This window comes from Arthrobacter sp. ISL-69, from assembly GCF_018613775.1.
Taxonomy (GTDB): Bacteria; Actinomycetota; Actinomycetes; order Actinomycetales; family Micrococcaceae; genus Arthrobacter.
In genome coordinates this window covers 1-24,495 of sequence record NZ_JAGGPO010000036.1, presented here as the reverse complement: position 1 = coordinate 24,495, position 24,495 = coordinate 1, and the positions used below count along the sequence as shown (strand labels likewise).

Below are 24,495 nucleotides of genomic sequence, written 5' to 3'. Positions count from 1 at the left end.
GAGGAGCCGGTCCGGCTATTGGAAGTCCGCCAGCCAGAGGTCCGGGCCGAACACTTCGTACTGGATGTCCTTGGCCGGGACGCCCGTTGCAATAAGCGCGCTCCGGACTGACTTGAGGAAGGGCAGGGGGCCGCAGAGATAGTATTCGGCGTCGTCGGGCAGATCGACGGCGTTGACGTCCATAAAACCTTCGAATTCCGGCGCACCCCCGGCCCCGCCCGTTCCGCCGGTCCCCGGGACTGCCGGCTCAAGGAACCACGTGCTCAACGACGCGTCCGGCAGTTTCGCCAGATCCTCGGTGACCTGGGCCCTCAGCGGGAAGGACTCTGCTGAGTCATCCGCGTGGAGGAGCAGGACCTGGCGTCGGGAACCGGACTTCACCAGATGGGAGAGCATTCCGGCCATGGGCGTGATGCCGATGCCCGCGCTGGCCAGGACCACAGGCCTGTCCGTGTATTCCAGGACCACGTCGCCGAAAGGTACCGAAAGCACCACCTCGTCGCCCTCGTGGACCTCGTCGTGGAGGAAGTTGGACATTTCGCCGTCGGGTGTCGGGAGTCCATGAACCCGCTTCACCGCGAACTGCCGGTGATGCCCGTCGTCGGCCCTTGTGAGGCTGTATTGCCGGGGCTGGTGCGCGCCGTCGTGCATGGCCATCTTGATGGTGACGTATTGGCCGGGCAGGGACGGTTTGACGTCGCGCTCGTCGGTTCGTTCGACGATGAACGTGACCACGTCGTCGGTTTCCTGGATCCGCCGGGCAACACGCCAGGTGCGCCAGATCGTCTCGGGCGAGAGGTGCACGGCGTTGTAGAGTCCCCGCTCCTTGTTGATGAGCATGTTGGCCATGAGCCAGTAGACCTCGTCCCAGGCAGCTGCCACCTCGGGTGTGACGGCGTCTCCGAGCACGTCCACAATGGACCACATCAGATGGTCGTGGACAACCTGATACTGGTCCGGACTCAGGCCGAGTGAGACGTGCTTGTGGGCTATCCGGGAGAGCAGATGGTCCGGCAGCTGATCGGGTTTGTCCACGAGGAATCCGGCGAACGCGGCGATAGACCCCGCCAATGCCTGCTGCTGCCTCCCGTCCGCCTGGTTACCCCGGTTGAAGAGGCCGTCCAGGAGGTCAGGACGCGCCTCGAACATGTGCTTATAGAACCGTTTGGCAATCTCTTCGATGTGCTCGCCTACGACAGGCAGCGTTGCCTTGATGACTGGAGAAGAGGTGTCTGAGAGCATGATGGGTCCCTTCCGGTTTTAGTTTTCCGCGGCGAGCTCGCCGCGGGCAATGCTGTCCGAGGAGTGCCCGGGGTTGCCGTCGAACGGCTCGTTGGAGACGTCCACGATGGGGTACTCAGCCAGATCGAGTCCTTCCGGGATGGCGAAAACGCCGGGTTCGCCGTCCAGCACGCCGAGGCTCACGAGTTTGCTCAGGTCCGGCGAGATCACCCAGACTTCGCGGAAGCCGCTGACCTGGCCGATGGCTCCTTCGAGCGGCAGTGAGACCTGTGGAACCACATTATGCCGTGCCGCCCAACGGTCCGCCATAGATGCGGCGATGGGCGCTCCCATGGGCCCGGGCAAGGGCGGCTACCGGGAGGGTCTTGACCGCCGACTCCGCACCGGAGCAAGCTCATTTCAGGCCCTCCGGCAACCCCGGGCCCAGACGAGCCTTTGTGCCGCAGGTCCTCAGCCTTGAACCCCGACTCGAGGAGTGCCCCATGAGCACCACATTCAATGACCTGCTTGCCAAACAGGTGGGCAACGAATTCGCAGCATCGCAGCAGTACATTGCCATAGCCGCCTGGTTCGACGGGCAGGATTTGCCCCGGCTGGCCAAGCACTTCTACCGGCAGTCGCTGGAGGAACGGAACCACGCCATGATGATGGTGCGGTACATCCTGGACCGCGGCATCAGGATCACAATCCCCGGAATCGAGCCGGTCCGGAATGACTTCACGTCGGCGGAGGAACCCCTCGTCCTGGCTTTGGCCCAGGAGGTCGAAGTCACGGACCGCATCAAGGAGCTGTTCGCGACGGCGCGGGCGGAAAACGACCCCCTGGGTGAGCAGTTCATGCTCTGGTTCCTCAAGGAGCAGGTGGAAGAGGTGGCATCCATGTCCACGCTCCTGAATGTGGCGCGCCGCGCGGACAACCTCTTCGACGTCGAAATGTTCCTTGCCCGCGAAAGGGTGGGCGACTCCGGCGGCGGCGGGGGCGGGGGCGGCGGTCATGGAGGAGGCCACGGTCACGGCGGTCACCATCACGGCGGCGGCCATGGCGGCGCCAGCCACGATTCCGCAACACCGGAAGCGGCGGGTGGGGCACTCTGACGCAGGGGTGCGGGCACGACGGCGGGGCCACCTGTCAGGCGGCCCCGCCGGCAGCGGTATTCAGTGATGGCGCACGTCGTTCCCAGAACCGGCGTCAGTGGCGTCCGCACCACCGCTCGGAGGAGTCAACAACCTGGACAGCCACAGCCAGCGTGCCGTCGGCCAGGCTTCCCCAGGCGTAGACAATCGTGTTCTTGCCGGCCTCGACGGTAACGTCAGCCGGCCCGATCACCGGAGCTGTGGTTCCGGCCGCGGCAACGGACGCCGAGACGGTCCCGGCCTCCAGCTTCAGGGTCGCCTCGTCCGGATTGCTGAGCCCCTCGATCACGGCTGTTCCGCTCGCCAGGACGTCGACGGCGGGGGCAGCGGCTAGGTGCCGGACCGTCAGCTTGCCTTTGCTGTCGTTGCGCGGGGCTTTCGTGTCGTTGGCGAAGAGCGTGGCCGTCGGGGCGCCGTCGGCGTCGAGATGGGCCACTGCGGTAGCAGCCGGTCCTGCCAAGCCGTGGGGAGCCGGTTCGAACGTGACAGCAAGCTTCCCCGCGGCGTCAGTTTTTCCGGTCCAGGAGCAGGTTGGTGATCCGCAGGGTGCACAGGCGCTGGCCGGCTTCGTTGGTGAGCAGGACCTCGTGCGTGGTCAGCGTTCGGCCCAGGTGGATGGGCGTGGCCGTAATGGTGATCCGGCCTTCGCGCGCTGACTTGTGGTGGGTGGCGGACACGTCCACACCCACCGCGGTCTTGCCCAGGGTGCTGGCGTGGATCACGGCCGCCCAGGACCCCACGGCCTCGCCCACGGCCAGTGACGCGCCGCCGTGGAGCAGCCCGAACGACTGCCGGTTGCCTTCCACGGGCATCGTGGCGACTACGCGTTCCACCGATTCCTCGACGATTTTCACGCCCATCTTCTCGTCGAGTTCGCCCAGCGTGATTTTCCACAGTTCGGGGCTGCCTGTTTCTGGCTGCATGGCCACCTATCTTTCCTTGGTCTTCCTCTAGTGTGCAGCAAGGCACATTCATGTACTGTAGACATATTACCGAACGGACGGTCAGTAATGCTCTGGCCGTGAAGATCTTGCCCCCGTTGGAAGGACCCGTCAACGATGACCACCACAGCAACTGCTCCGAAATCCTCACTCGACACTGTTGAGACAGTCCCCAGTTTCGTCCGGGACTCCTGGTGGACGCCCGACGCCGGAGCCGCGGCTTCCGCTGTTCCCGTCCTGGACGCCAGTACAGGAGAAGTCCTGGCGAAGGTGAGCACCGAGGGACTGGACCTTGCCGACGTCGTGGATTACGGGCGAACCACCGGCCAGACGGAACTCGGCACGCTGACCTTCCACCAGCGCGCCCTCAAGCTGAAGGAACTGGCGCAGTACCTGAACGCGCGCCGCGAACACTTCTACGAGCTCTCCGCGCAGACCGGCGCCACCAAGATCGACTCCATGGTTGACATCGACGGCGGCATCGGCGTGCTCTTCACGTTCGGCTCCAAGGGCCGGCGCGAGCTGCCCAACTCCCAAGTGGTGGTGGACGGTCCCATGGAGGTGCTGTCCCGGGACGGCTCCTTCGCCGGTGAGCACATCTACACACGCATCCCCGGGGTGGCCGTGCAGATCAACGCCTTCAACTTCCCGGCGTGGGGCATGCTGGAGAAGTTTGCGCCGGCATTCATCGCCGGCGTTCCCACCATCGTCAAGCCCGCCACCCCCACCGGCTATGTGGCGGCCGCCGTGGTCAAGGCCATGATCGAGTCCAACATCCTGCCGAAGGGGTCCCTGCAGCTGATCTCCGGCTCGGCCCGCACGCTTCTGGACCACCTCGACTACCGCGACCTCGTGGCCTTCACCGGATCGGCGTCCACGGCCAACATGCTGAAGTCGCACCCGAACGTGGCGCAGGGCGGCGTCCGCTTCACGTCGGAGACGGACTCGCTCAACGCCGCCATCCTGGGCCCGGACGCGGTCAAGGGCACGCCGGAGTTCGACGCCTTCATTAAGTCCGTGGTCACCGAAATGACCGTCAAGGCCGGCCAGAAGTGCACCTCCATCCGGCGCACCATCGTGCCCCGCGAGCTGGTGTCCGACGTCGTTGCGGCCGTGGGTGCCCGCATCGAGGAACGCGTGGTGGTGGGCGATCCCCGCGCCGAGGGCGTCACCATGGGTGCCCTGGCCTCCCTCGAGCAGCTGGCCGATGTCCGCGCCGCCGTGCAGGCCATGCTCGACGCCGGCGGCGAGCTCGCGTACGGCACGCTCGATTCGCCCAAGGTGACCAAAGCGGACGGGGGAGTGGGCGTCGTCGAAAGCGGTGCCTTCATGTCCCCGGTGCTGCTGAGCTGGGCCGATGCCGAAGCCGAGGAAGTCCACTCGCTGGAGGCCTTCGGACCCGTTTCCTCGGTGATCGGCTACACCGACCTGGCCGACGCCGTCCGCCTCGCTGCCCGCGGTGGCGGCTCCCTGGTGGCCACGGTGTGCACCAACGATCCCGCCGTGGCGCGGGAACTGGTCACCGGGATTGCCGCGCACCACGGCCGCGTGCTGATGCTCAACCGCGAGGACGCCCGCAGCTCCACCGGGCACGGTTCGCCGGTGCCGCACCTGGTCCACGGCGGGCCGGGACGTGCCGGCGGCGGCGAAGAACTGGGCGGCATCCGCTCGGTGATGCACCACATGCAGCGCACGGCCATCCAGGGCTCGCCCAACATGCTCACCGCCGTCACCGGTGTCTGGCACACGGGCGCGGACCGCAACTTTACGCTCGAAACCGAAGGCCAGCACCCGTTCCGGAAGCACCTGAGCACGCTGCACATCGGCGACGCGATCCGCTCCGGGCTCCGCGAAGTGAGCCTGGAGGAGATCACCAAGTTCGCCAACTCCACCGGCGACACCTTCTACGCCCACACCAACCAGGAGGCAGCGGAGGCCAACCCGTTCTTCCCGGGCATCGTGGCGCACGGCTACCTGCTGCTGGCCTGGGGCGCCGGGCTGTTCGTCGAGCCGGCTCCGGGCCCCGTCCTGGCCAACTACGGCCTGGAGAACCTGCGCTTCATCACTCCGGTGGCCGCGGGGGACTCCATCCGCGTCACCCTGACGGCGAAGAAAATCACCCCGCGCGAGACCGACGAGTACGGCGAGGTGGCCTGGGACGCCGTCCTGACCAACCAGAACGACGAAATCGTGGCCACCTACGACGTCCTCACCCTCGTGGAAAAGTAGCGGGTCGAAAAGTAGCCCCCACCCGACGCTCTCTCACTTCTGGTGGGTTTTTTCCCGACGCTCTCTCACTCCAGTGAGAGAGCGTTGGGGGTTAAGCGGCAGGATGTGAGAGAGGGTTTCGTAAGATCTTTCGGCCCCGCCCCGGCGTAAAATTTTCAGCGTAGGAGGTGGCGAAATGACCCTAGTATTGAACACAGCCACAACCGTCCTGCCCGTGGATGACAAAGAGCGCGCCCGTCGTTTTTACGCGGAAACACTCGGACTGCCTCATCGCGGCGTGGCAGATGACGGAAGCGAATTGTTTGGCAGCGGCGACGGCCCCATGCTGCAGCTGATGCCGGTAAAGGATGGCAGGCACTCCGAGCACACCACGCTGAGCTTTGAGGTCAGGGACATCGAGCGGACCGTTGATGAAATGGAAGCCCGCGGCGTCCGGTTTCAGGATTACGATCGCCCTGATCTGAAGACTGGCGAACACCACATTTGTACTACCGATTCCGAAAAATGCGCATGGTTCATGGACACCGAGAACAATATTCTCTGCGTTCACGAAACCCTCGGCATTCAGCAGGCGGAGTACCAGCTCTAGCGGCTGTGGCCCTGCCGGTGACCAGGCCGGCCAGGGCGAAGAAGACGGGCGTTCCGGCTCAGCGGGACGCCTTATCTTTTGCCTGCGTCAGGGTGATCAAAGATCAATCGGCCTCACGGCGATTCCGGCGGCGGCGAGGACCATGGCGTGACCGGCCGCTCCTGCCTGACACCGTCCACCGTGATGTCCACCCGCTCATTGAAGAAGCTCACCAGCCCGTGGATCTGGGCGGCGTCGCGGAACCGGGGGTCGTACATCCACGCGATGTTGCGCCCGGTTTCGGACTGCGGGTAGGTCCAGTAGCTCGCCGTTCCCTTGTACGGGCACATCGTCTTCTTCGGGCTGGCCTCCATGATGTCCAGCCGGACGTCCGCCGGAGGGATGTAGTAGCGCACCGGCAGCATGGTTTCGTACAGCAGCTGGGCGCCGTTCGTGATGGCCAGTGTCACGTCGTCGAGCCTGACTTCAACGGTGAGTGACGACGCCCGGATGTCCACCCGGTGGAACGGATCACGGGGATGGCCGATGATTTCCTCATCGTCCTCCAGCCAGTCGAAGGCCTTGAAATCCAGCACCACATAGCCGGCGAGGTCGGGGTCCTCCGGCCGGAAGGCCGCCCGGGGCAGCCTCGTCTCGGAGGTCACGACGTCGAACTCCTCACCGGGCGCCGTGTGCCGGCCGAAAGCGGTGCGCGGATCCAGCGCCGGCGGCCCGTCCGAGCCGAGCGTGACACCGTGTTCCGTGACCTCGCCGGGCTGCTGCGCCGGCGGCGCGAGTTCGGCCCGCAGATCGACTTCGGGGACGGCATAGATGGGGGTGATCCGCTTGGGCTCCCACACCAGGAGCGCATATAAAGTGTCGACGACGGGGTTCCCGTCCACCATGGCACGGACCCGTTTGGCGGTGGGCTGGTAACGCAATTGGGGGAACGTGCCGAAGATGACTTCGGATAACTTCGTGGCCATGACTACAGGGTGGTCGCCGCCATTCCCGGCGTCAATGACTGCCCTCGCAGCCGCGGGGGAGAACGTGGGGGAGAACAGCGTCAGCGTGGCGCGCTGAGCCCCTTGAATGCCATTGTGATGACGTCGTCGGCCAGTTTCTCCGGCGACAGCGTGCCGCCGGGCTTGTACCATTCCACGATTGAGTTGATGGTGCCGAACAGCAGGCGTGTGACCGTGCGGGGGTCGATGTCCTCGCGGAGGGAGCCTTCATCGCGGGCGGCGGAGATCAGTGCCGCCACCGTGTGGTCGAAGGTGCGTCGGCGTTCCATGGCGTTGCGCTCAATGTCCGTGTTGCCGCGCAGGCGTAGCAGCAGGGTGACGAACGGCAGGCGTTCCACCAGTACGGAGATGGTCTGGCGGAGGACGAATTCGAGCCGTGCGTCGGCGCTTCCGGTCTGGGCCTCCGGCTGGTCCAGGATCGCCTCGAGGCCGCCCAGGGCATGGTCAAGGGCGAGCTTGAGGAGGTCCCCCTTGGACGGCACGTGGTGGTAGATGGCCGACTTGGAGATGCCCAGGTTTTCGGCAAGAATGCCCATGGACGTGGCGTCGTAGCCGTGGCGGTTGAAGACCTCGACGGCGATCTGCAGCACCGACTGCTGGTCGTACCCCGGGCGGCCGCGCTTGGTGGGTGCATCAGTTGTGGACATACCGGCTATTTTCTCATGAACGTTCGGTCAATCAATGTAACGGGCTGTCAAAGCCGAAAAAAAGCCTTGCCTGTCAGTGTCCCCGGTGCTAGAAATTTTGTATCAGGAACTTGCCGGGCGCGGGGACCGTCCACACAATGGAACAGCTTCAAAGACCGGGACTTCACAGACCGGGACGGGATCAGGCACGTTGGGTTGCCCGGAGGACGGTTAGCCATCGGCACGTCACAGCGCTGTCGCGCATTGGCAGCAGTGCACTGAATGCCTCCCGAAAAGATGGTCCCCGGCTGCCGTAGCCGGGGACCATCCCCGTGTCCGGAACTTTCCCCGCGGACTAACCCTTGGGGCGCATGTCGTAGATCCGGCGCAGCTTGCCGCTGGAACGCTCGAGCGACCCGGGCTCCGCCACCTCCACCGTGCACGAAGAACCCACGTGGATCTTGATCTGCTCGCGCAGGGTGCGGGCCGCCGTCGTGCTTTGCCCTTCGGTGACGTTGTCGCGGCGCTCAATCTTCACGGTCAGCTGGTCCATCCGCTGGCCTTCAGGCCTGGTGAGCACCAGCTGGAAGTGCGGGCTGAGCTCCGGGATGCGGAGGGCGATTTCCTCGATCTGGGACGGGAACAGGTTCACACCGCGGAGGATGATCATGTCGTCGCTGCGGCCGGTGATGCGGCCCATCCGGCGGTGTGCCGGACGCGCGGTGCCCGGGAGCAGGCGGGTGAGGTCCTTGGTGCGGTAGCGGATGATCGGCAGCGCCTCCTTGGTGAGCGAGGTGAACACCAGTTCTCCGTGCTCGCCGTCGCCCAGGACGTTCTCCTTGCCGGGCGCCGGGTTGAAGGCATCGATGATCTCCGGCCGGAAATGGTCCTCCCAGATGTGGCTGCCGTCCTGGGTCTCCACGGCTTCGCCGGCCACGCCGGGCCCCATGACCTCGGACAGGCCGTAGATGTCGCAGGCCTTGATGTTCATGGTCACTTCGAGCTCGTGGCGCATTTCCTGGGTCCACGGTTCGGCCCCGAGCACGGCGTACTTGAGCGACGTGGACGTGGGGTCGATGCCCATGTGGGCCATCGCGTCGGCGATGGTGAGCAGGTACGTGGGAGTGGCCAGGATGGCGTCCGGTTCGAAGTCCTGGATCATCTGGATCTGGCGTTCGGTCTGCCCGCCGGACATGGGGATCACGGTGCACCCCAGCGCTTCGGCGCCGGCGTGCGCACCCAGTCCGCCGGTGAAGAGGCCGTAGCCGTAGGCGTTGTGGACCTTCATGCCGGGCCGGACGCCGGAGGCGCGGAAGCAGCGGGCCACGAGTTTGGCCCAGTCGGCCAGGTCCTTCTTGGTGTAGCCCACCACGGTAGGGCGTCCGGTGGTGCCGGAACTGGCGTGGATCCGGGCCACCTCGTTCTGCGGCACGGCGAACATCCCGAACGGGTATTCCTGGCGCAGGTCGTCCTTGGTGGTGAACGGGAAGTTGCCCAGGTCCGCCAGTTCGCGGAGGTCCGTGGGGTGCACGCCGGCTTCGTCGAACTTGCGCTTGTAGAGCGGGACGCGGTCGTAGGCGTAGGCGACGGTGTGCTGGAGCCGGCTGAGCTGCAGGGTCTCCAGTTCGTCGCGGGACATGGTTTCTTCGGGGTCCAGTACGGCGCCGGTGGCGGAGGCTGGTTCAGTGGCGTGGAGGGTCATCTGGGTTCCCTGTTTCTATTTCTTGGAGATGGTGCGGCTGCGGCCGCGGAACTCGGCGATGAGCTCGCCCGGGGTGTCGGTAGCGGCAGCGTCCGCGGGGGAGCCGCCTGTGTTGGTATCGGCGGTGTGGTCGCCCGCGGTGTTGGTGCCTGCGGCGACGTGCGGGTCTGCGGCGTAGATCTGGATGTCGTACAGTCCGCTGCGGCCCGAATGGGCACGGCGGTTGGCGACGGCGGTGATCACCTGGCCCCGGAAGGCCGGCTTGAGGAAGTTGATGTCGACGCCGGCGGCCACGGTGATGGTGTCGGTCTCGGTCCCTGCTGCGCCGGGTGGCGGGCTGGCGGGGTTGCAGGCGAGGGCGAATGCGGTGTCGCCGAAGGCGAAGATCATTCCGCCGTGGGCCATGCCGAAGCCGTTGAGCATTTCCTGCCGGAGCGTCATGCGGATGGTGGCGTGCCCGTCTTCCAGCTTGAGGACTTCGATGCCCATCCATTCGGAGGCGTAGTCGTCCTTCAGGATCTGATGGGTTGCCCCGGGAATGGTTAGTTCAGCCATGCGTCATTGCCTCCAGCTTTATTTACCGAATGTTCATTAGGTAATCCCATTTTGGGGCATGCTGTCAAGAGCAGCGGGCCGGATCGCTCCCGGAGACAACAAGTGAAAGTATGGAAGGACGGAGCACCACCACGTCACAACCTAAGGGCGGATCATGGCCAAGGGGATATACGTCAGCGCGACCACACCGGGATCCGGGAAGTCGCTCATAGCGCTGGGTCTGGCTGACACGCTGCACCGCCACGCGGACCGCATCGGCTTCTTTAAACCGGTGGTCCACGGCAACGACGCCGGGGCGGACCCCATGGTGGCCCTGATGAGGGCCCGGTTCGACCTCGACGACCAGCGCTGCCGCGGCGGCCTGACGTTTACCGAGGTCCGCGGCCTGCTGGCCGAGGGAAACCGGGCGGAGATCGACGCCCGCTGCGTGGAGATCTTCGCCGAAATGTCACGACACTGCGATGTGGTGATCGTGGAGGGAACGGACCTCACCGGCCAGGACGCCGCCGTCGAATTCGACCTCAACGCACGCCTCGCGAACAACCTGGCCGCCCCCATCGTGGCGGTGGTGGGCGCGAAGGGGCTCACCGTCGCGGAGGCGGCTGACGCCGTCGAGGTTGCCCGCAAGGAACTGGCGGCGGAACGCTGCAGCCTGCTGGCCATCATGGTGAACCGCGCCGACCCGGAGGACGTGGACGGCATCGCCGCCGCCGTGAAGCCCGGTGCGTCGGGCCGGCCGGTGTACGTCTTCCCGGAGTTGGAGGACATTGCCCGGCCCACCACCGGCGAGGTAGCCACGGCCCTGGGCATCCGGCAGGTGGCCGGCCGGCCGGACATGGAACGCGACGTCCACTCCATCAAGGTGGCGGCTATGAACGTGGCCAACTTCCTGCACGTGCTCGACGACGGCGCGCTGGTGATCGTCCCGGGTGACCGTGCGGACGTGATGGTCGCGTGCCTGGCGTCGTCCTTCTCGCCGGAGTTCCCGGTGCCGTCGGCGCTGATTCTCACCGGCGGCCTGGCCCCGGACCCCAACATCTACTCGCTGCTGGCGCAGGCGCCGTTCCCCGTGTTCGCGGCCCCGGACGATACCTACACCACGGCCAAGCGGGTGTCCGAGGTCCGGAGCGAAATCTGGTCCGGGCACCGCCGCAAGGTGGCCTCGGCCGTGGGGCTGTGGGCCAGGTGCGTGGACGAGGCCGAGCTGGTGGAGCGCCTGCACCTGCCGCGGCTGGAGCGGATGACGCCGCTGCGGTTCCTGCACGACCTCATTGAGCGGGCCCGGCTGCAGCGCCGGCACATCGTGCTGCCCGAGGGGAACGACGTGCGGATCCTGCGCGCCGCGGAAATCCTGCACCGGCGGGACGTCTGCGACCTCACTATCCTGGGCAACGAGTCGGATGTCCGTGAGCTGGCCTCCACCCAGGGCATCGACCTCTCCGGCATGAGCATCGTGGACCCGGCCACGTCGGAGCTGCGCCAGCAGTTTGCCGAGAAGTACGCGGAGCTCCGCTCGCACAAGGGCGTGGACCTTGCCCGCGCCCTGGAGGTCATGCTGGACGGCAGCTACTTCGGCACCATGATGGTGCAGCTGGGCGTGGTGGACGGCATGGTGTCCGGTGCCGCGCACACCACCGCCCACACCATCCGCCCGGCGCTGGAGTTCGTGAAGACCCGCGACGGCGTGAAGATCGTTTCCTCGGTGTTCCTGATGCTGATGCCGGACCGGGTCCTGGTGTACGGCGACTGTGCGGTCAATCCGGACCCGAACGCCGAGCAGCTGGCGGACATTGCGCTGGCCTCGGCCGAGACTGCCACGCAGTTCGGCGTGGACCCGCGGGTGGCCATGCTGTCCTACTCCACCGGCGGGTCCGGGACCGGCGAGGCGGTGGACAAAGTCCGGCAGGCCACCGAACTGGTGAAGACGCGCCGCCCGGATCTCGCCGTCGAGGGCCCCATTCAGTACGACGCCGCCGTGGACGCCGCCATCGCCCAGTCCAAGATGCCGGGCTCGTCCGTCGCCGGGCAGGCCACGGTGTTCATCTTCCCGGACCTCAACACGGGCAACAACACCTACAAGGCGGTGCAGCAGTCCTCGGGGGCCGTCGCCGTCGGGCCTGTCCTGCAGGGGCTCCGCAAGCCGGTGAACGACCTGTCCCGCGGCTGCACCGTGGAGGACATTGTGAACACGGTGGCCATCACCGCCGTGCAGGCGCAGTCCGTGGAGCCTGCCGCCGAGCCGGAACCCGCAGCCGCGCACGCGTAGCCGCCGGGTTCCGGCGGCCGGCGCCGGTCCACGCGTAGTCAGCTGTCCGGTCAGCTGTTTTCGGGTTCCGCCGGGCTGTCGGGATCTTCCTGCTTGGCCGGCTCGTCGGCCAGGCTCTTCGGCGTGAGGTCCAGCTCTTCCAGATTCTCAGGAGGCTCCGGGGCCTCGCCCACCTCGGCGGCCTTGACGTTGCCAGTGTCGTCCAAGGCAGGGTTGGCACCTTCGACGCCGGTGGGATCCTTCGTGCCGGCCCCGCTGCCCGGCTCGCCGCTGTCCGGCTTGGTGGCGTCCGGCTCGCCGCCGTCCGCTTGGGAAGTGCTATCAGTCATGGCAAAGTCCTCCGTGCGTTGTCCAACTGGTCCGCCGACTCTAGGCTCCCGCCGGACCTTTCGCAATGACGGTGGTTTTTCACCATCGTCTGAGGCCGAAAGCCTGACAAATGCCCTGTTCGCTAATACAGGTTTGTGTGAGTACATCCGCGGATGTACTTTGGTGGGATGGAAACGCTCACCAAGGCTCCCGTGCTGGCCCGGTTTGGGTATGCGGTCTCGGACGCTACCCGGGCCCGGATCCTCTTGGCCCTTTCAGATGCCCCGTCCTATCCTTCGGATCTGGCCGACTCCCTGGGGGTGTCGCGGCAGAGCATGTCCAACCACCTGACGTGCCTGCGCGGCTGCGGACTCGTGGTTGCCGTCCAGGACGGCCGCCGCAGTCGGTATGAACTCGCGGACGCCCGGCTGGGCCACGCGATCAGGGATCTGATCGGTGTCGTCCTCGCGGTGGATCCGTCCTGCTGCGCCCCGAACGGGGAGTGCTTCGCATGACGGTCCTGGTCCATACGCCGAGCCCGGAACGCCGTGCGGTACTGAGCCACAGGATCCGGCTGTTCGCTGCCGCGACCATTACCTACAACCTCGTCGAGGCGGTGGTGGCCCTGTGGGCCGGCGGCGTCGCGGACTCCTCCGCTCTGATCGGCTTCGGACTGGATTCGGTCGTCGAGGTCGCGTCCGCGCTGGCGTTGTCCTGGCAGTTTTCCGCCAAGGACCCGGAACGGCGTGAGCATCTGACGCTGCGGATCATCGCGGTGTCCTTCTTCGCCCTCGCGGCGTTCGTCGCCGTCGACGCGGTCAGGTCCCTCACCGGAGGAGGAGAGGCCCAGCACTCCACGCCCGGGATCGTGATTGCGGCCCTGAGCCTGGCCGTCATGCCGGTCCTGTCCTGGGTGCAGCGCCGCGCGGGCCGGGAACTTGGCTCCAAGACGGCGGTCGCGGACTCAAAGCAGACATTGCTGTGCACATATCTCTCTGCGGTGTTGCTGGCGGGGCTTGTCCTGAATAGCACGCTGGGATGGTGGTGGGCGGATGCCGGCGCCGCACTGGTGATCGCGGCGATCGCCATCCGGGAAGGCATCAACGCCTGGCGCGGCGATGCCTGCTGCACGGTCCCCAACACCGCCGGCACTGCCCACGGCGCCGACACGGACGGCTGCTGTGCCGGGTGTGAATCCGAGGAGCGGCCGCAGGCCCTGACGCTGGACACCCGCAGGAAGGCCTGACCCATGGGCAGCGGGCACGACCACTCACACGGTGCCGCCGGTGCCGCCAGTCAGCGCGGCAAACTGGTCATCGTCTTCGGCATCACCTTCGCGGTGATGGTCGCCGAAATCATCGGCTCCGTCCTGACCGGAAGCCTGGCGCTGCTGGCGGACGCCGGGCACATGTTCACCGACTCGGCCGGGCTGCTGATCGCGCTGATCGCCGCATCTCTGGCTTTGAAACCTGCCACCCTGAAACGGACGTGGGGGTACAAGCGTGCCGAAATCATCGCGGCCGCCGGGCAGGCGGCCCTGCTGCTGGGCGTGGGCGGATTCGTCATCGTCGAAGGCATCCGGCGGCTCTTCGAACCCCCGGAAATCGGCGGATCCACCATGCTGTGGTTCGGCATCATCGGCCTGGCAGGCAACGCCATCGGCCTGATCGTGCTGGCCTCGGGCCGGAACCACAACTTCAATATGAAGGCAGCCTTCCTCGAGGTACTCAACGACGCCCTCGGATCGGTCGCCGTCATCGTCGCCGCGGTCGTCATCGCGCTCACCGGCTGGACACGGGCCGATGCCGTCGTGTCCCTGCTGATCGGCGCGCTGATCATTCCCCGCACCCTGAAGCTGCTCCGCGACACCACCGACGTGCTGATGGAAAGCGTGCCCCGGGGCCTGGACCTGGGCAAGGTCCGCGAACACATCCTGGCCCTGCCGCACGTCATCGACGTCCACGACCTGCACGCCTCCCTCGTCGGCTCCGGAACACCGGTGCTCTCCGCCCACGTCACCGTCCAGGACCCGTGCATGAGGGACGGCCACGCCGCGACCATCCTGGCGGACCTGCAGCACTGCGTCGCGGAACACTTCGACGTCAGCGTCGAACACTCCACTTTCCAGATAGAACCCGCCGCCCACCGCGACCAGGAAAGCATGCCCCACTAATGGCACCAGCACCCTCCACGCCGGCGAACACCACCGACCCCGCCCGGAAAGTCCGCATGGTCCTCTGGATCCTGATGGCAGTTGTCGTCGGCGGCGGCCTGATCTGGTACGCGGTCTTCACGGCCACCAAACCGACGCCGGAGGCCGTGCAGCCCCCCGTCAATGCACAGCTCGTCAGGGAGGACAGCCACCGGGTCACGAACCCGGCCACCGAAAAGGCGCAGCTCGTTGAATTCCTGGACTTTGAGTGTGAGTCCTGCCGCGTGGCAGTGCCGCTGGTGGAGGAACTGAAGAAGGACTACGGTGACCGGGTCACCTTCGTGAACCGCTACTTTCCCCTATCCGGGCACCGGAACTCCGGCACCGCCGCCCTCGCCGTCGAGGCCGCCGCCCAGCAGGGCAAATACGAACAGATGTACAGCAAGATGTTCGAAACCCAGCCGCAGTGGGGCGAAAAGCAGGATTCCCAAGCGGCCCTGTTCCGCACCTTCGCGCAGGAGCTCGGTCTGGATCTGGACAAATTCGATGCCGCCGTCGCCGATGAGGCAACCAAGGACCGGATCCGCAAAGACGTTGCCGACGGTACCGCCTTGGGCGTCACCGGCACTCCCACGTTCTTCCTCAACGGCGAAAAACTGACACTGAATTCGGAGGAGCAATTCCGGCAGTTGCTTGATGACGCCGCAAAATAGTCCGAGCCCGCCCAACAGCAATGCCCGGGCGGTCAGGTGCGGGCGGCACCTTGTTAGGACTGCCCGGTAATCGTCAGGACAATCAGGACGCAGTTCAGGCCAACGATCAACGTTGCGCTGGTCCAGCCGGCGATTTTCAGCGCCGTGGAGTCTGCGTGGATTCCCATGACGTCCCGTTTTCCGGTCAGCCGGATCAGCGGAATCAGGGCGAACGGTATCCCGAAGCTGAGCAGAACCTGACTCAGCACAAGGGCGAGTGTCGGCTCAATGCCCGCGCCGAGAATGACGAGTGCCGGTATCAGCGTAATCACCCGCCGGGTCAGCAGCGGCACCCGGATCTTGAGCAGCCCGCCCATGATCGTCGCCCCCGCGTAGCAGCCCACCGAGGTGGAGGCCAGGCCTGAAGCCAGCAGCCCGATCGCGAACACCACGCCGATCACGGGGCCAAGGGCTGACGTCACGGCGGCGTGGGCGCCGGCAATGGTGTCCGTTCCCTCGATGCCCCGCAGGCTGGACGCGGCCAGCAGGAGCATGGCGATGTTCACGACACCGGCCAGCATCAGGGCTCCGGCCACATCGAAGCGCGTGGCACGGATCAGCCGGGTCCTTACGGCAGGGTCCTCGGAGAAACCGTGCCTGTCCCGGGCCAGGGCAGAGTGCAGGTAGATCGCGTGCGGCATCACCGTCGCGCCGAGCATGCTGGCCGCGAGCAGGACCGTGTCCGTCCCCTCGAAACGGGGCACCAGACCTGACAGCGCGCCTCCCGCGTCCGGGGGATCGACGAAAAGCCCGGACACGAACCCGACAGCGATAATCCCGAGCAGGATCAGGATCGCGTATTCGAAGGATCTCTGGCCGCGGGCGGACTGCAGGGCCAGCAGCAGCATGGACGCGAGCCCGATGATGAGGCCGCCGGCCAGCAAGGGAAGCCCGAAGAGCAGGTTCAGGGCAACGGCACCGCCGATGACTTCTGCCATGTCCGTGGCCCCGGCCACCACTTCAGCCTGAACCCAGTACAGCCGCCGCCGGCGGGTGCCGAGGCGTTTGCCAAGAATTTCCGGGAGGCTGAGCCCCGTCGCCAGACCAAGCTTGGCCGACTGATACTGCACCAGGACCGCCATGGCATTCGCGGCCACCAGCACCCAGACCAGCAGATAGCCGTAGTTCGCGCCGGCCGTGAGATTCGCCGCGACGTTTCCCGGATCCACATACGCAATGGCGGCGACGAAGGCCGGCCCCATCAGCAGCAGCCGCGACCAACGCCGGTTCGTGGCCGGGCGGGCCGGAAGAGTGGTGGTGGTCATCGTTGTTCCTCGTCATCGGGGTCCTGTTAAGACGAGGATAGCGTTAATTTAGGTATACCGAAAAGTCATGTTTCGGGCGACCAATGCGGATGGCTGCCGGTCTCCGCCCTGCGGTAGAGCCCGCCCGTAAGGGACGGGGCCCGGGTTCGGCGGTTTCAGGCCGACAATGCACTGGGCAGCCGTCCGGAGCGGTACCGTGCGGTCGCTCCAGCGAGGGCACCGGCGGCCATGAGCACCATCGCGCCGACGCCGACATTGAACAGTACAGTGGACCAGGCAGCCAAGGCAGCCGACGCTTCGGCGGCAGCCACGATGGTCGCCCAGTATCCGAGCGTTGCGGCGATCCAGAGGGCGCCGGCGGCTGCGGTCAGCCACGACCACGGCGAGAACCAGCGCTCGCCGAGCCTGTAGGACAACGCGATGGCCACCGCCACCGCCCCGGCCACGGCCACAAGCTGAAGACCGAGCAGGTACGGACCGGCGACCAAACCCACCGGAATGCAGAGGCCCCCGATGAGGGCAAGGCGCCTGGCTCCCAACGGCATCCCCGCCGTCCGGGCGGTTGGGGTATCTGCAGGAGGCAGACCGTGGCCTGCGTTGTCGGCTGGTTTGGTCGTAGTCATGTGTCCTTAAGGGTTGGGGTTGGCCAGTCTCCGCCTGCAGCGGGAGAAAGCCATGTCCCGCCCTGGGAGCACAACGCGAAGGGCCCGGCCCCCAGAGACGTTACAGCAACCCGGCAGATCCCGGTGGCCGGCCACGCTACGATCGAACTTCCACCGACCACCGCAGCAGCCAAGGCTTAGGAGGCCCAGTGCTCGTCCTCGTCATCAACTCCGGCTCGTCCTCGCTCAAATACCAGGTGCGCGATGTGGAATCCCACCGCGTCCTTACCGAGGGGCTGATCGAAAAGATCGGCATGGGCAACGGCGGCGAGGGCGACGGCGAGATCGAGGGCCCGCGCGACCACGCCGAGGCACTGGAGCAGGTGGATACCGCCATCCACGAGGTGCTGGGCGACCGGAAGCTGGACGCCGTAGGCCACCGGGTGGTGCACGGCGGCGAGCGCTTCGGCGAACCTGTGCTGATCGACAACGAGATCACCCGCGCCATCGAGCGGCTCAACCCGCTGGCCCCGCTGCACAACCCCGCCAATGTGCTGGGCATCCGCGCCATCGCCAGGAAGTGGCCGGACATGCCGCAGGTGGCCGTGTTCGACACCGCCTTCCACCGCACCCTGCCCGAGCACGCCTGGCGCTACGCGGTGCCGGATTCGCTGTACACGAACCACGGCATCCGCCGCTACGGCTTCCATGGCACCTCGCACGAGTACGTGGCCCACCAGGCGGCGGCGCTGCTGGATCTTCCGGTGGAAGAGTTCGACGGCGTGATCGCCCACCTGGGGAACGGCGCCTCGGTCACGGCCATCCGCAGCGGAAAATCGGTGGACACGTCCATGGGCTTCACCCCGCTGGAGGGTCTGGTGATGGGCACCCGTTCCGGCGACCTGGACCCGTCCATCCTGGTGTTCCTCGGCCGGGCCGGCTGGTCCACGGAGGTCATCGACTCCCTGCTCAACCGCGAATCCGGGCTCAAGGGGCTCGCCGGGAACAACGACATGCGCACGGTCGTGGAGGCCTCGGAAGCCGGCGATGCCCGGGCGGCGACGGCGCTCGCCGTCGCGTCCTACCGGCTGGCCAAGTACATCGGCGGGTACCACGTGGCCGTGGGAGGGGCCAAGGCTCTGGTGTTCACCGCGGGCATCGGCGAGAACTCGCACCAGTTCCGCGCTTTGGTGGGGGAGAAGCTGGGTGCCCTGGGCATAGAGATCGACGCCGGGCTGAACAGTGAGCGGTCCAAGGAGCCTCGCGTGATTTCCACCGCGGAGTCGCTCATCCCCGTCCTGGTGGTGCCCACGGACGAGGAGCGTGCGATCGCGGAGGCGACTGCCGCCGTCGTCGATTCACCGGCTGCTTCGTAACGGCCGAAACAAGTAGTCCCGCCCCCTTTAGGCAAGTGGTCCCGCCCCATTTACCAGTGGTTCGTGCCAAAAATATCGGGTAGCGCACACGCTGGTCCCTGCCCCGGCTCTGTCCCTACCCTCTAAGCAAGCGGTTTCGTTCACGCGACGGCGGTCCCAACTGAGGGGGCCCGCCGTCGTTTCTTAACCGTCAATGTTGGTCAGCGACGCGGAACCTAAGGGGGTCTCACCGTGTCTAACTCTTTGCGTATCAGAATGTCCTTGCCCCTGGCACCGCCGGGCAGGCATCCGGGAGCCCGGCTCACGTCAACGTGGACCCAGCGCTGGCTAAGCCTCCACAGGCACCGCGCATGGTGGACGGCCGTGCCGCTACTCCGCGGTTAAACGCCTTCAAAGCCCAAATACGCACCGACCCTGATTACCCCGGCCTGATGCGGCCATGTCCCGGCATCACGCCGCGCTGATTTGTCCTGCCCAAAATCGGGCCGGCAGGCGCACAACAAACTCCGCCGGCGCCGCGCCGGACCAAAACCAGCCATCTGAAGGAAGAGCCATGTCAACACTCGAAGAGGGGATTTCGGCCCCGCGGATCGCAGTAGGGTCTGGATTCCGAACGAGATTTCATTTTGACCGTCCGGGGAAGGTCCTTGAGCCTGTCCGCGACTGGAGCCTGGGATTCATCACCGGGCACCGCACCAGGATTGTCCTGTGCATGGCCCTGGCGATCGTTGGCCTCTACTTGCTCCAGGATTTCCTGTGGCCGGTGGCAGTGAAACCTGTGTCCTTCGCAGACAGTCTGTGGGGATCCGCCAGTGTCGTATGGCTCGGCGCCGTCATTCCCGGGTTGCTGGGACTGTTGGGGGCACTGTCGTTCCGGCACCCGGCCCACCTGGATGCGGTGGCACCAATCAGTCAGCTGGTGGTGTTCCGCATAGTCACCCGCGGCACCAACCGGGAGGCGGTGGCCAGCACCATCCGGAGGTGCGTTACCGAAATGGAAAGGACCCCGCTCTTCCGCTACCTCGTTGAGATCGTCATCGAGGATGATCCCGGGGTCGGTGATCTTCCACAGGGCGACACCATCAGGTACGTGGTCATCCCCCGCAATTACGCAACGGCAAATATCTCGCTCTACAAAGCACGCGCCCTGCAGTTCGCCCTGGAGAATTCTGACGTTCCGGGCGACGCCTGGCTGGTTCACCTGGACGAGGAAACGCAACCCACGTCCTCTGGCATAAAAGGCATAGCCCAGATGATCCGGGAAGAAGAGGAAAGCGGCCGGCTGCGCGCGGGCCAGGGAGCCCTCCTCTACCACCGGGACTGGAAGGAGCACCCGTTCCTGACCCTCGCAGACAACGTGCGCACCGGCGACGACTTTGCCCGCTTCCACTTCCAGCACAAGCTGGGCCGGACGGTCTTTGGCCTGCACGGCAGCTACATAGTGGTCCGCAATGATGTGGAGAAGGCCGTCGGATTCGATTTTGGGCCCCACGGTTCCATCACCGAGGATGCCTTCTGGGCCCTCAAACTCATGGAAGCAGGCGGGCGGGCGCGGTGGGTTGACGGGTACCTCGAAGAGCAGTCAACACAAAGCGTCGGTGACTTCCTCAGGCAGCGGCGGCGCTGGTACCAGGGCCTGATGAAGGTTGCGATCCACGCACCCGTGAAGCTGAGGTGGCGGCTGGCCATCGGCGCCAACACTCTGCTGTGGACGCTCGCTCCGTTCGCAGTTTTGTACACCATCGTCCACTTCTTCTACGGCTTTGAGATTCAGCCCTGGGTGCGTGCCCTCGCCAACTTCTCCTTTGCCTCGTTCGTGACCCTCTACCTCACGGGGTTGAAGGCGAACCTCGACGAGCACGGGATCACGGGCTGGCTCGCTCGAAGCGCGTGGACCGCAGTCCAGGTTGTCCTGTTGCCGGTGTTCAGTGCAATGGAAGCGACGGCCGTCATGATGGCGCTCCTTAAGCCCGTCAATGGATTCCACGTTGTGAAGAAGTAATGCACTAAGGCCTGGAGGTACCCTCAAACCATGCCGAAAATCACCCTCCCCATCCGCACCGAGCGGCTCATCCTGCGGCGCTTCGAAGCCGCGGACCTCGACGCATTCCATGGCTACCACTCGCTGCCGGAGACCGCCCGGTTCCTGCCCGGCGATGCCAAGAGCTACACGCAGTGCATGGAACGGGTGGGTAAGTACGCCAACTTCGTGTTCGAGAGCGAAGGCGACTGGGTGGCGCTGGCGATCGAAGCAGCGGACTCGCCCGGCCTGATCGGCGAGGTGGTGCTCAAGTGGCTTCCCGGCCACGGGCAGGGCGAAGTGGGCTGGAGCCTTGCCCCGGGTGCACAGGGCCACGGCTACGCCACCGAGGCTGCGGAAGCTGTGTTGAAGCTCGGGTTCGAGGGCCTGGACTATCACCGGATCGACGCCAAGCTCGACGCCCTGAACACGGCCTCGGCAGCCATCTGTGAACGGCTCGGCATGCGCCTCGAGGCCCGCCACGTGGACAAGTGGCGGTACAAGGGCGAATGGGCCACCGAAGTGGTCTACGCCATGCTCCGCGATGAATGGACTGCCCGGTCCCGGTGATCGGGCCTGTCGTGGCTATGAGCGCTCATCGCAGGGACAGGGTGCGGAGTCTCCCGGCACCCCCGGAGCGGGCAGTTCGGCGAGCGGCCACCACTTCCGCACGGTACTCGTTGACCTCCCGGGCCCGGCGGATGCAACCCAGCTTGGCGAGCCCTTGTCCCAGAACGTGAGCTCCGACGGGCCATGTTTGCTGAGGAAGCCATGACCGGCGCTGACAGCCGCGGTCTCCCGGCGGAGCACAAATTAGAGCGGAGCTGGTTATCGCCAAGCTTCTGGATCTCGCTCGTACTTGGGTTTTCACAGCTTTAGCGAATGAGCAACACTAGGGCGACAGCTCCATGGCCGGACACCAACGCGCGGACTCTTAGGCTTCTCCCGCGCGCGTCAGATCGTGCAGTCAGGCGTCAGTCGCGGGGCTTTGCCTGGTGCCGGCTTTGGCGAGCTCGATGAGATTTTCACCGGATTTCGGGTGATCCCACGCGGTGGTTGCCGCCGTGAGTTCAGCCCCGCACGTTTGGCACCAGGCGCCGGAGGCGGACTCCGTCCCGCAGGTCGTGCAAATAATGCGCAAGGATTTTCCGCTCGGAGACCCTGTGTGTTTCTGCGCCCACACCGTTAATGCGTGCAGCACGGGCAGTGCGTCGGTTCCGGCTGCGGTGAGGAGGTACTCGTTCCGGGGGCGCTTTCCCTCGCTGTAGGGCTCGGCGATCAGAAGCCCCGCCCCGACCAGACGCCGGAGGCGATCGCTGAGGACGTTGTCAGCGACCCGGAGCTCCTTCTTAATGCCGTCAAACCGGTTGTTGCCCATGAAGACCTCGCGCAGAACCAGCAGAGACCAGGGATCACCCAGGACGTCAGCGGCCCGGGCAATGGGGCAATTGTCTGCTGACCAGCTGGTACGGAGCGGCATCAGCGTTCCCTTCAAAGAACCGGTTTACTTTCTTAAAGCAAGCTTGTTTACTTTCTTTAAGAAAGCTTGTACTTTGATACTACGCGCCGACACCGGAACGATCAACCACTGCAGCTCGCCGCACAGCGAACTTCGAGGAGTACGGAATGACTGTTATTGACTTCAGGACTGAGCAGACAGTGGCCGGAGCCCGCATCCCATCGCCCGCAGCCACCCCTCGCGCTGCCCCTTCGGGCATGCTGCCGTTGAGCCAGTTCGGTGTTCCGCTGGGCCTGGCCGGACTGGGTGCCGGATGGTCCGCAGCACGGGCCACGCTCGGGGCGCCGTCCTGGCCGGAGGAAGTCCTCTACGGGGCGGCCAGTGCCATCTGGCTCGTCCTTACCACCATCTATCTGCTTAGGGGCCTGCGACAAAAGGGAGCCTTCCGGGCCGATCTGACGCACCAGTTTGCCGGCCCGTTTGCGTCATTCATTCCGCTCGTGGGGATTCTGCTTTCAGCCCACTACAGCGAATACCTTCCTGTGGTAGGCACGTGGGTGTGCTTAGGCTTCATCGCCGCCCTCACGGTCGTCGCCACCCAACTCTTGGCACACTGGCTCACCGGCGGAGTATCAATGCAGTCCATTCATCCGGGCTACTTCCTGCCCGTCGTGGCCGGCTCCTTCGTCGCCAGCATCGGGTTCTCCAGCGTGCACGCCCATGACGCGGCGCTGGCCGCGTTCGGCATCGGCGCGTTCTTCTGGTTGGTCGTGGGAACCGTCGTCACCGTGCGGCTGATGACGGCCGGCGAGCTGCCCCCGGCAGCCCGCACCGGACTGTCGGCCTATCTTGCCGCGCCGGCCACAGCGAGTATCGCCTGGCTGGTTTCCCACCCCGGGCCCATGGGAGCGCTGCAGCTTGGCCTCACCGGAGTGCTGATCATCATGCTGCTGATGCAGCTTCTGCTCATCGGGGAATACCGCAAGCTGGCCTTCAGCCCCCTGTTTTGGGTCTTCACCTTCCCCGTCGCCACCACGGCAAACTACGCCGTCCGCTGGTTCGCCGCGTCGAACCTTCCGGGCCGGGAAATCTATTCCTGGACCTTCCTTGCCCTGGCAACAGCCTTCACCGTGACCATCGCCGGCCGAAGCGTCGCGGCAGTGATCGCCGGAAAATCCGGAAAACGCCAGAATCACGCCCCGGCCCCCGTCTAGGCCGATCGGTAAACCCGCTGATCGGTAAACCCGCTGATCGGTAAACCCGCTGATCGGTGGACCCGGTGGCCGAACCCTGTTTCGCAAGGCTCGACCCCCGGGGCCGACTCAGCCACCGGTCGAAGGGGGCGAAGGAGTCGGGGTTGATCCGGGCGCCGGCGTGGTTGTTGCCGACGGGGACGCAGGCGTGCCAGCGCCCATTGTGACGTTGGGGTCGCTCCGGACGGTCTCCATAATCTGCACCTTGAACGAGTTCAGGCGCCCCTGGCTTTCGGACAGCGGAACGTCCTGCAGATTCCGTCCGTACTCTGCGATCACGGCCCACAGTGCGTTCAGCCTGACCATGTTTTCACCACTCAGGGGCCCGTCCAGCGTGACCACCAGTTGGCTGGCCAGCATACGTGAGGCAGCGGACGCAGTTGTAGTTCGCGGCGGCGGACAGGTTCTCCGGCACAATCACGTCCGCCTGCCCACGATCAGCACCACCTGGACACCGACGGCCACCGCGGCGCAGTCGGCGCAGTTCGCGAAGGCGTAGGCCTCGTTGGTGGTGTCCACGGGTTCGCCGTCCTCGGCCCACACCAGCGCGAACGCGACGTCGTACACCACGGAGCCGTCTGCGGTGTTCACGGCGAGGGCCTGGTTGCCACTGTTACAACAACGCTGGGGCTCCCCGGCATCCTCTGGGACTGGACGTGCACCTAGGGAGCGGCATGAGCTTCGGCACGATTCAGCCAACAGCTACTTGAATTCAGCAGGCTCCTGGGACGCGCGGAAACTGTGGCGCCGTCAGGCACCCCAACGGCGGGCATTCATAGCAGCAGCATCGGCGGGCAGGAGCACCTAGGAGACTGCTGAATTAGTGGGCTTCTTGGCTGCTGGCCATTGGTTTTCTTCTTATGGCAGCGGTGTGAGTCTGACCGTACGGGATCTGATGGGGCTTCCGCGCAGGTCGGTGACCGTCCGTGAGGGCTTTGCGGGCCTCGTGTGGGCTTCTGCCGACGCTGCCGCGTGGGTCTGGTGTCCTTGCTGCCGTTTACTCAGGTCCGTTGGTCGCTC

At 65.7% G+C, this 24,495-nt stretch carries 25 protein-coding genes and 1 pseudogene; 12 read left to right on the top strand and 14 right to left on the bottom strand.

The features are described 5' to 3' along the window. Window positions 1-15: 15 nt before the first annotated feature. Together J7I79_RS20965 and J7I79_RS20960 are read right to left on the bottom strand one after the other, a co-directional pair. A complete protein-coding gene (locus J7I79_RS20965; RefSeq protein ID WP_214956637.1) occupies window positions 16-1,242 on the bottom strand; it encodes a globin domain-containing protein in 1,227 nt (408 codons plus the stop codon). Between the two features lie 18 nt (window positions 1,243-1,260). Continuing rightward, entirely contained in the window at window positions 1,261-1,575 is a 315-nt protein-coding gene (locus tag J7I79_RS20960; RefSeq protein WP_214956635.1) for an anti-sigma factor domain-containing protein, read from the bottom strand. Between the two features lie 149 nt (window positions 1,576-1,724). Between J7I79_RS20960 and J7I79_RS20955 the strand changes: the two genes are divergently transcribed. After that, window positions 1,725-2,336: a ferritin gene (locus tag J7I79_RS20955; protein WP_214956633.1), complete on the top strand. Its 612-nt coding sequence runs from the start codon at window positions 1,725-1,727 to the stop codon at window positions 2,334-2,336. A 94-nt stretch (window positions 2,337-2,430) separates the two neighbouring features. On the opposite strand, the pseudogene J7I79_RS20950 reads toward J7I79_RS20955, so the two are convergent. After that, window positions 2,431-2,817, bottom strand: a pseudogene (locus J7I79_RS20950) (DUF4397 domain-containing protein); the annotation flags it as partial. Window positions 2,818-2,881: 64 nt separating this feature from the next. Next, window positions 2,882-3,298, bottom strand: coding sequence for a PaaI family thioesterase (locus tag J7I79_RS20945; protein ID WP_214956696.1), 417 nt, complete (start codon window positions 3,296-3,298; stop codon window positions 2,882-2,884). A 135-nt stretch (window positions 3,299-3,433) separates the two neighbouring features. Here J7I79_RS20945 and paaZ point away from each other — a divergent pair, with 135 nt between their 5' ends. Beyond that, window positions 3,434-5,545, top strand: a complete 2,112-nt coding sequence (paaZ, locus tag J7I79_RS20940; protein WP_214956630.1) for a phenylacetic acid degradation bifunctional protein PaaZ — start codon at window positions 3,434-3,436, stop codon at window positions 5,543-5,545. Window positions 5,546-5,720: 175 nt separating this feature from the next. Then, window positions 5,721-6,134 carry a VOC family protein gene (locus tag J7I79_RS20935; protein WP_055804662.1) on the top strand — a complete coding sequence of 138 codons (414 nt, stop codon included), beginning with the start codon at window positions 5,721-5,723 and terminating at the stop codon, window positions 6,132-6,134. 113 nt (window positions 6,135-6,247) lie between these two features. Here the strand turns inward: J7I79_RS20935 and J7I79_RS20930 are convergent, their stop codons facing one another. From J7I79_RS20930 to J7I79_RS20915, 4 genes are all read right to left on the bottom strand, one after another. Then, window positions 6,248-7,099 carry a DUF427 domain-containing protein gene (locus J7I79_RS20930; RefSeq protein WP_214956628.1) on the bottom strand — a complete coding sequence of 284 codons (852 nt, stop codon included), beginning with the start codon at window positions 7,097-7,099 and terminating at the stop codon, window positions 6,248-6,250. 80 nt (window positions 7,100-7,179) lie between these two features. Beyond that, complete coding sequence (locus tag J7I79_RS20925; protein WP_104173270.1) at window positions 7,180-7,785, bottom strand: TetR/AcrR family transcriptional regulator; 606 nt, start codon at window positions 7,783-7,785, stop codon at window positions 7,180-7,182. Between the two features lie 334 nt (window positions 7,786-8,119). After that, window positions 8,120-9,466 carry a phenylacetate--CoA ligase PaaK gene (paaK, locus tag J7I79_RS20920; protein ID WP_214956626.1) on the bottom strand — a complete coding sequence of 449 codons (1,347 nt, stop codon included), beginning with the start codon at window positions 9,464-9,466 and terminating at the stop codon, window positions 8,120-8,122. A gap of 15 nt (window positions 9,467-9,481) precedes the next feature. Continuing rightward, window positions 9,482-10,021, bottom strand: coding sequence for a hotdog fold thioesterase (locus J7I79_RS20915; protein WP_214956624.1), 540 nt, complete (start codon window positions 10,019-10,021; stop codon window positions 9,482-9,484). A gap of 154 nt (window positions 10,022-10,175) precedes the next feature. On the opposite strand from J7I79_RS20915, the gene pta reads away from it, so the two are divergent. Then, the gene (gene pta / locus J7I79_RS20910; protein ID WP_214956622.1) at window positions 10,176-12,287 is read left to right on the top strand and encodes a phosphate acetyltransferase; all 2,112 of its coding nucleotides are present in this window, start codon (window positions 10,176-10,178) and stop codon (window positions 12,285-12,287) included. A gap of 50 nt (window positions 12,288-12,337) precedes the next feature. Here pta and J7I79_RS20905 read toward each other — a convergent pair whose 3' ends face one another. Further along, complete coding sequence (locus tag J7I79_RS20905; RefSeq protein WP_214956621.1) at window positions 12,338-12,616, bottom strand: hypothetical protein; 279 nt, start codon at window positions 12,614-12,616, stop codon at window positions 12,338-12,340. 168 nt (window positions 12,617-12,784) lie between these two features. Here J7I79_RS20905 and J7I79_RS20900 point away from each other — a divergent pair, with 168 nt between their 5' ends. The 4 genes from J7I79_RS20900 to J7I79_RS20885 are packed head-to-tail and all read left to right on the top strand — an operon-like array spanning window position 12,785 to window position 15,461. Further along, the gene (locus tag J7I79_RS20900) at window positions 12,785-13,111 is read left to right on the top strand and encodes a helix-turn-helix transcriptional regulator (RefSeq protein WP_104173263.1); all 327 of its coding nucleotides are present in this window, start codon (window positions 12,785-12,787) and stop codon (window positions 13,109-13,111) included. After that, entirely contained in the window at window positions 13,108-13,842 is a 735-nt protein-coding gene (locus J7I79_RS20895; RefSeq protein WP_214956619.1) for a cation diffusion facilitator family transporter, read from the top strand. Before J7I79_RS20900 ends, J7I79_RS20895 begins: the two co-directional genes overlap by 4 nt. Before the next feature lie 3 nt (window positions 13,843-13,845). Next, entirely contained in the window at window positions 13,846-14,769 is a 924-nt protein-coding gene (locus J7I79_RS20890; protein ID WP_214956617.1) for a cation diffusion facilitator family transporter, read from the top strand. Beyond that, a complete protein-coding gene (locus J7I79_RS20885; RefSeq protein ID WP_214956615.1) occupies window positions 14,769-15,461 on the top strand; it encodes a thioredoxin domain-containing protein in 693 nt (230 codons plus the stop codon). Before J7I79_RS20890 ends, J7I79_RS20885 begins: the two co-directional genes overlap by 1 nt. Window positions 15,462-15,514: 53 nt before the next feature. Here J7I79_RS20885 and J7I79_RS20880 read toward each other — a convergent pair whose 3' ends face one another. Together J7I79_RS20880 and J7I79_RS20875 are read right to left on the bottom strand one after the other, a co-directional pair. After that, complete coding sequence (locus tag J7I79_RS20880; RefSeq protein ID WP_214956613.1) at window positions 15,515-16,765, bottom strand: Nramp family divalent metal transporter; 1,251 nt, start codon at window positions 16,763-16,765, stop codon at window positions 15,515-15,517. Window positions 16,766-16,920: 155 nt separating this feature from the next. Further along, window positions 16,921-17,388, bottom strand: a complete 468-nt coding sequence (locus tag J7I79_RS20875; RefSeq protein WP_251043113.1) for a hypothetical protein — start codon at window positions 17,386-17,388, stop codon at window positions 16,921-16,923. Between the two features lie 188 nt (window positions 17,389-17,576). On the opposite strand from J7I79_RS20875, the gene J7I79_RS20870 reads away from it, so the two are divergent. From J7I79_RS20870 to J7I79_RS20860, 3 genes are all read left to right on the top strand, one after another. Beyond that, window positions 17,577-18,743 carry an acetate kinase gene (locus tag J7I79_RS20870; protein WP_214956605.1) on the top strand — a complete coding sequence of 389 codons (1,167 nt, stop codon included), beginning with the start codon at window positions 17,577-17,579 and terminating at the stop codon, window positions 18,741-18,743. Window positions 18,744-19,296: 553 nt separating this feature from the next. Continuing rightward, window positions 19,297-20,745 carry a glycosyltransferase family 2 protein gene (locus J7I79_RS20865; RefSeq protein ID WP_214956603.1) on the top strand — a complete coding sequence of 483 codons (1,449 nt, stop codon included), beginning with the start codon at window positions 19,297-19,299 and terminating at the stop codon, window positions 20,743-20,745. 30 nt (window positions 20,746-20,775) lie between these two features. Further along, on the top strand, window positions 20,776-21,333 hold the full coding sequence (locus tag J7I79_RS20860; protein WP_214956601.1) for a GNAT family N-acetyltransferase: 558 nt from the start codon (window positions 20,776-20,778) through the stop codon (window positions 21,331-21,333). Window positions 21,334-21,730: 397 nt separating this feature from the next. On the opposite strand, the gene J7I79_RS20855 is transcribed toward J7I79_RS20860, so the two are convergent. Next, window positions 21,731-22,243 (bottom strand): helix-turn-helix domain-containing protein, encoded by a 513-nt coding sequence (locus J7I79_RS20855; RefSeq protein WP_214956599.1) that lies wholly within the window; start codon window positions 22,241-22,243, stop codon window positions 21,731-21,733. 146 nt (window positions 22,244-22,389) lie between these two features. Between J7I79_RS20855 and J7I79_RS20850 the strand changes: the two genes are divergently transcribed. Continuing rightward, on the top strand, window positions 22,390-23,436 hold the full coding sequence (locus tag J7I79_RS20850; RefSeq protein ID WP_214956592.1) for a TDT family transporter: 1,047 nt from the start codon (window positions 22,390-22,392) through the stop codon (window positions 23,434-23,436). A gap of 108 nt (window positions 23,437-23,544) precedes the next feature. On the opposite strand, the gene J7I79_RS24395 is transcribed toward J7I79_RS20850, so the two are convergent. Together J7I79_RS24395 and J7I79_RS24390 are read right to left on the bottom strand one after the other, a co-directional pair. Next, window positions 23,545-23,835 carry a hypothetical protein gene (locus tag J7I79_RS24395; RefSeq protein ID WP_251043112.1) on the bottom strand — a complete coding sequence of 97 codons (291 nt, stop codon included), beginning with the start codon at window positions 23,833-23,835 and terminating at the stop codon, window positions 23,545-23,547. Window positions 23,836-23,892: 57 nt separating this feature from the next. Further along, window positions 23,893-24,066: a hypothetical protein gene (locus J7I79_RS24390; protein WP_251043111.1), complete on the bottom strand. Its 174-nt coding sequence runs from the start codon at window positions 24,064-24,066 to the stop codon at window positions 23,893-23,895. Between the last annotated feature and the right edge of the window lie 429 nt (window positions 24,067-24,495).

Coding starts and splice junctions, on each gene's coding strand:
- J7I79_RS20935 (WP_055804662.1), top strand. CDS start 5,721: ATGACCCTAGTATTGAACACAGCCACAACCGTCCTGCCCGTGGATGAC.
- J7I79_RS20860 (WP_214956601.1), top strand. CDS start 20,776: ATGCCGAAAATCACCCTCCCCATCCGCACCGAGCGGCTCATCCTGCGG.
- J7I79_RS20895 (WP_214956619.1), top strand. CDS start 13,108: ATGACGGTCCTGGTCCATACGCCGAGCCCGGAACGCCGTGCGGTACTG.
- J7I79_RS20880 (WP_214956613.1), bottom strand. CDS start 16,765: ATGACCACCACCACTCTTCCGGCCCGCCCGGCCACGAACCGGCGTTGG.
- J7I79_RS20885 (WP_214956615.1), top strand. CDS start 14,769: ATGGCACCAGCACCCTCCACGCCGGCGAACACCACCGACCCCGCCCGG.
- J7I79_RS20960 (WP_214956635.1), bottom strand. CDS start 1,575: ATGGGAGCGCCCATCGCCGCATCTATGGCGGACCGTTGGGCGGCACGG.
- J7I79_RS20925 (WP_104173270.1), bottom strand. CDS start 7,785: ATGTCCACAACTGATGCACCCACCAAGCGCGGCCGCCCGGGGTACGAC.
- J7I79_RS20930 (WP_214956628.1), bottom strand. CDS start 7,099: ATGGCCACGAAGTTATCCGAAGTCATCTTCGGCACGTTCCCCCAATTG.
- J7I79_RS20905 (WP_214956621.1), bottom strand. CDS start 12,616: ATGACTGATAGCACTTCCCAAGCGGACGGCGGCGAGCCGGACGCCACC.
- J7I79_RS20855 (WP_214956599.1), bottom strand. CDS start 22,243: ATGCCGCTCCGTACCAGCTGGTCAGCAGACAATTGCCCCATTGCCCGG.
- J7I79_RS20850 (WP_214956592.1), top strand. CDS start 22,390: ATGACTGTTATTGACTTCAGGACTGAGCAGACAGTGGCCGGAGCCCGC.
- J7I79_RS20915 (WP_214956624.1), bottom strand. CDS start 10,021: ATGGCTGAACTAACCATTCCCGGGGCAACCCATCAGATCCTGAAGGAC.
- pta (WP_214956622.1), top strand. CDS start 10,176: ATGGCCAAGGGGATATACGTCAGCGCGACCACACCGGGATCCGGGAAG.
- J7I79_RS20945 (WP_214956696.1), bottom strand. CDS start 3,298: ATGCAGCCAGAAACAGGCAGCCCCGAACTGTGGAAAATCACGCTGGGC.
- J7I79_RS24395 (WP_251043112.1), bottom strand. CDS start 23,835: ATGCTGGCCAGCCAACTGGTGGTCACGCTGGACGGGCCCCTGAGTGGT.
- J7I79_RS20900 (WP_104173263.1), top strand. CDS start 12,785: ATGGAAACGCTCACCAAGGCTCCCGTGCTGGCCCGGTTTGGGTATGCG.
- paaK (WP_214956626.1), bottom strand. CDS start 9,466: ATGACCCTCCACGCCACTGAACCAGCCTCCGCCACCGGCGCCGTACTG.
- J7I79_RS20890 (WP_214956617.1), top strand. CDS start 13,846: ATGGGCAGCGGGCACGACCACTCACACGGTGCCGCCGGTGCCGCCAGT.
- J7I79_RS20875 (WP_251043113.1), bottom strand. CDS start 17,388: ATGACTACGACCAAACCAGCCGACAACGCAGGCCACGGTCTGCCTCCT.
- J7I79_RS20965 (WP_214956637.1), bottom strand. CDS start 1,242: ATGCTCTCAGACACCTCTTCTCCAGTCATCAAGGCAACGCTGCCTGTC.
- paaZ (WP_214956630.1), top strand. CDS start 3,434: ATGACCACCACAGCAACTGCTCCGAAATCCTCACTCGACACTGTTGAG.
- J7I79_RS20865 (WP_214956603.1), top strand. CDS start 19,297: ATGTCAACACTCGAAGAGGGGATTTCGGCCCCGCGGATCGCAGTAGGG.
- J7I79_RS20955 (WP_214956633.1), top strand. CDS start 1,725: ATGAGCACCACATTCAATGACCTGCTTGCCAAACAGGTGGGCAACGAA.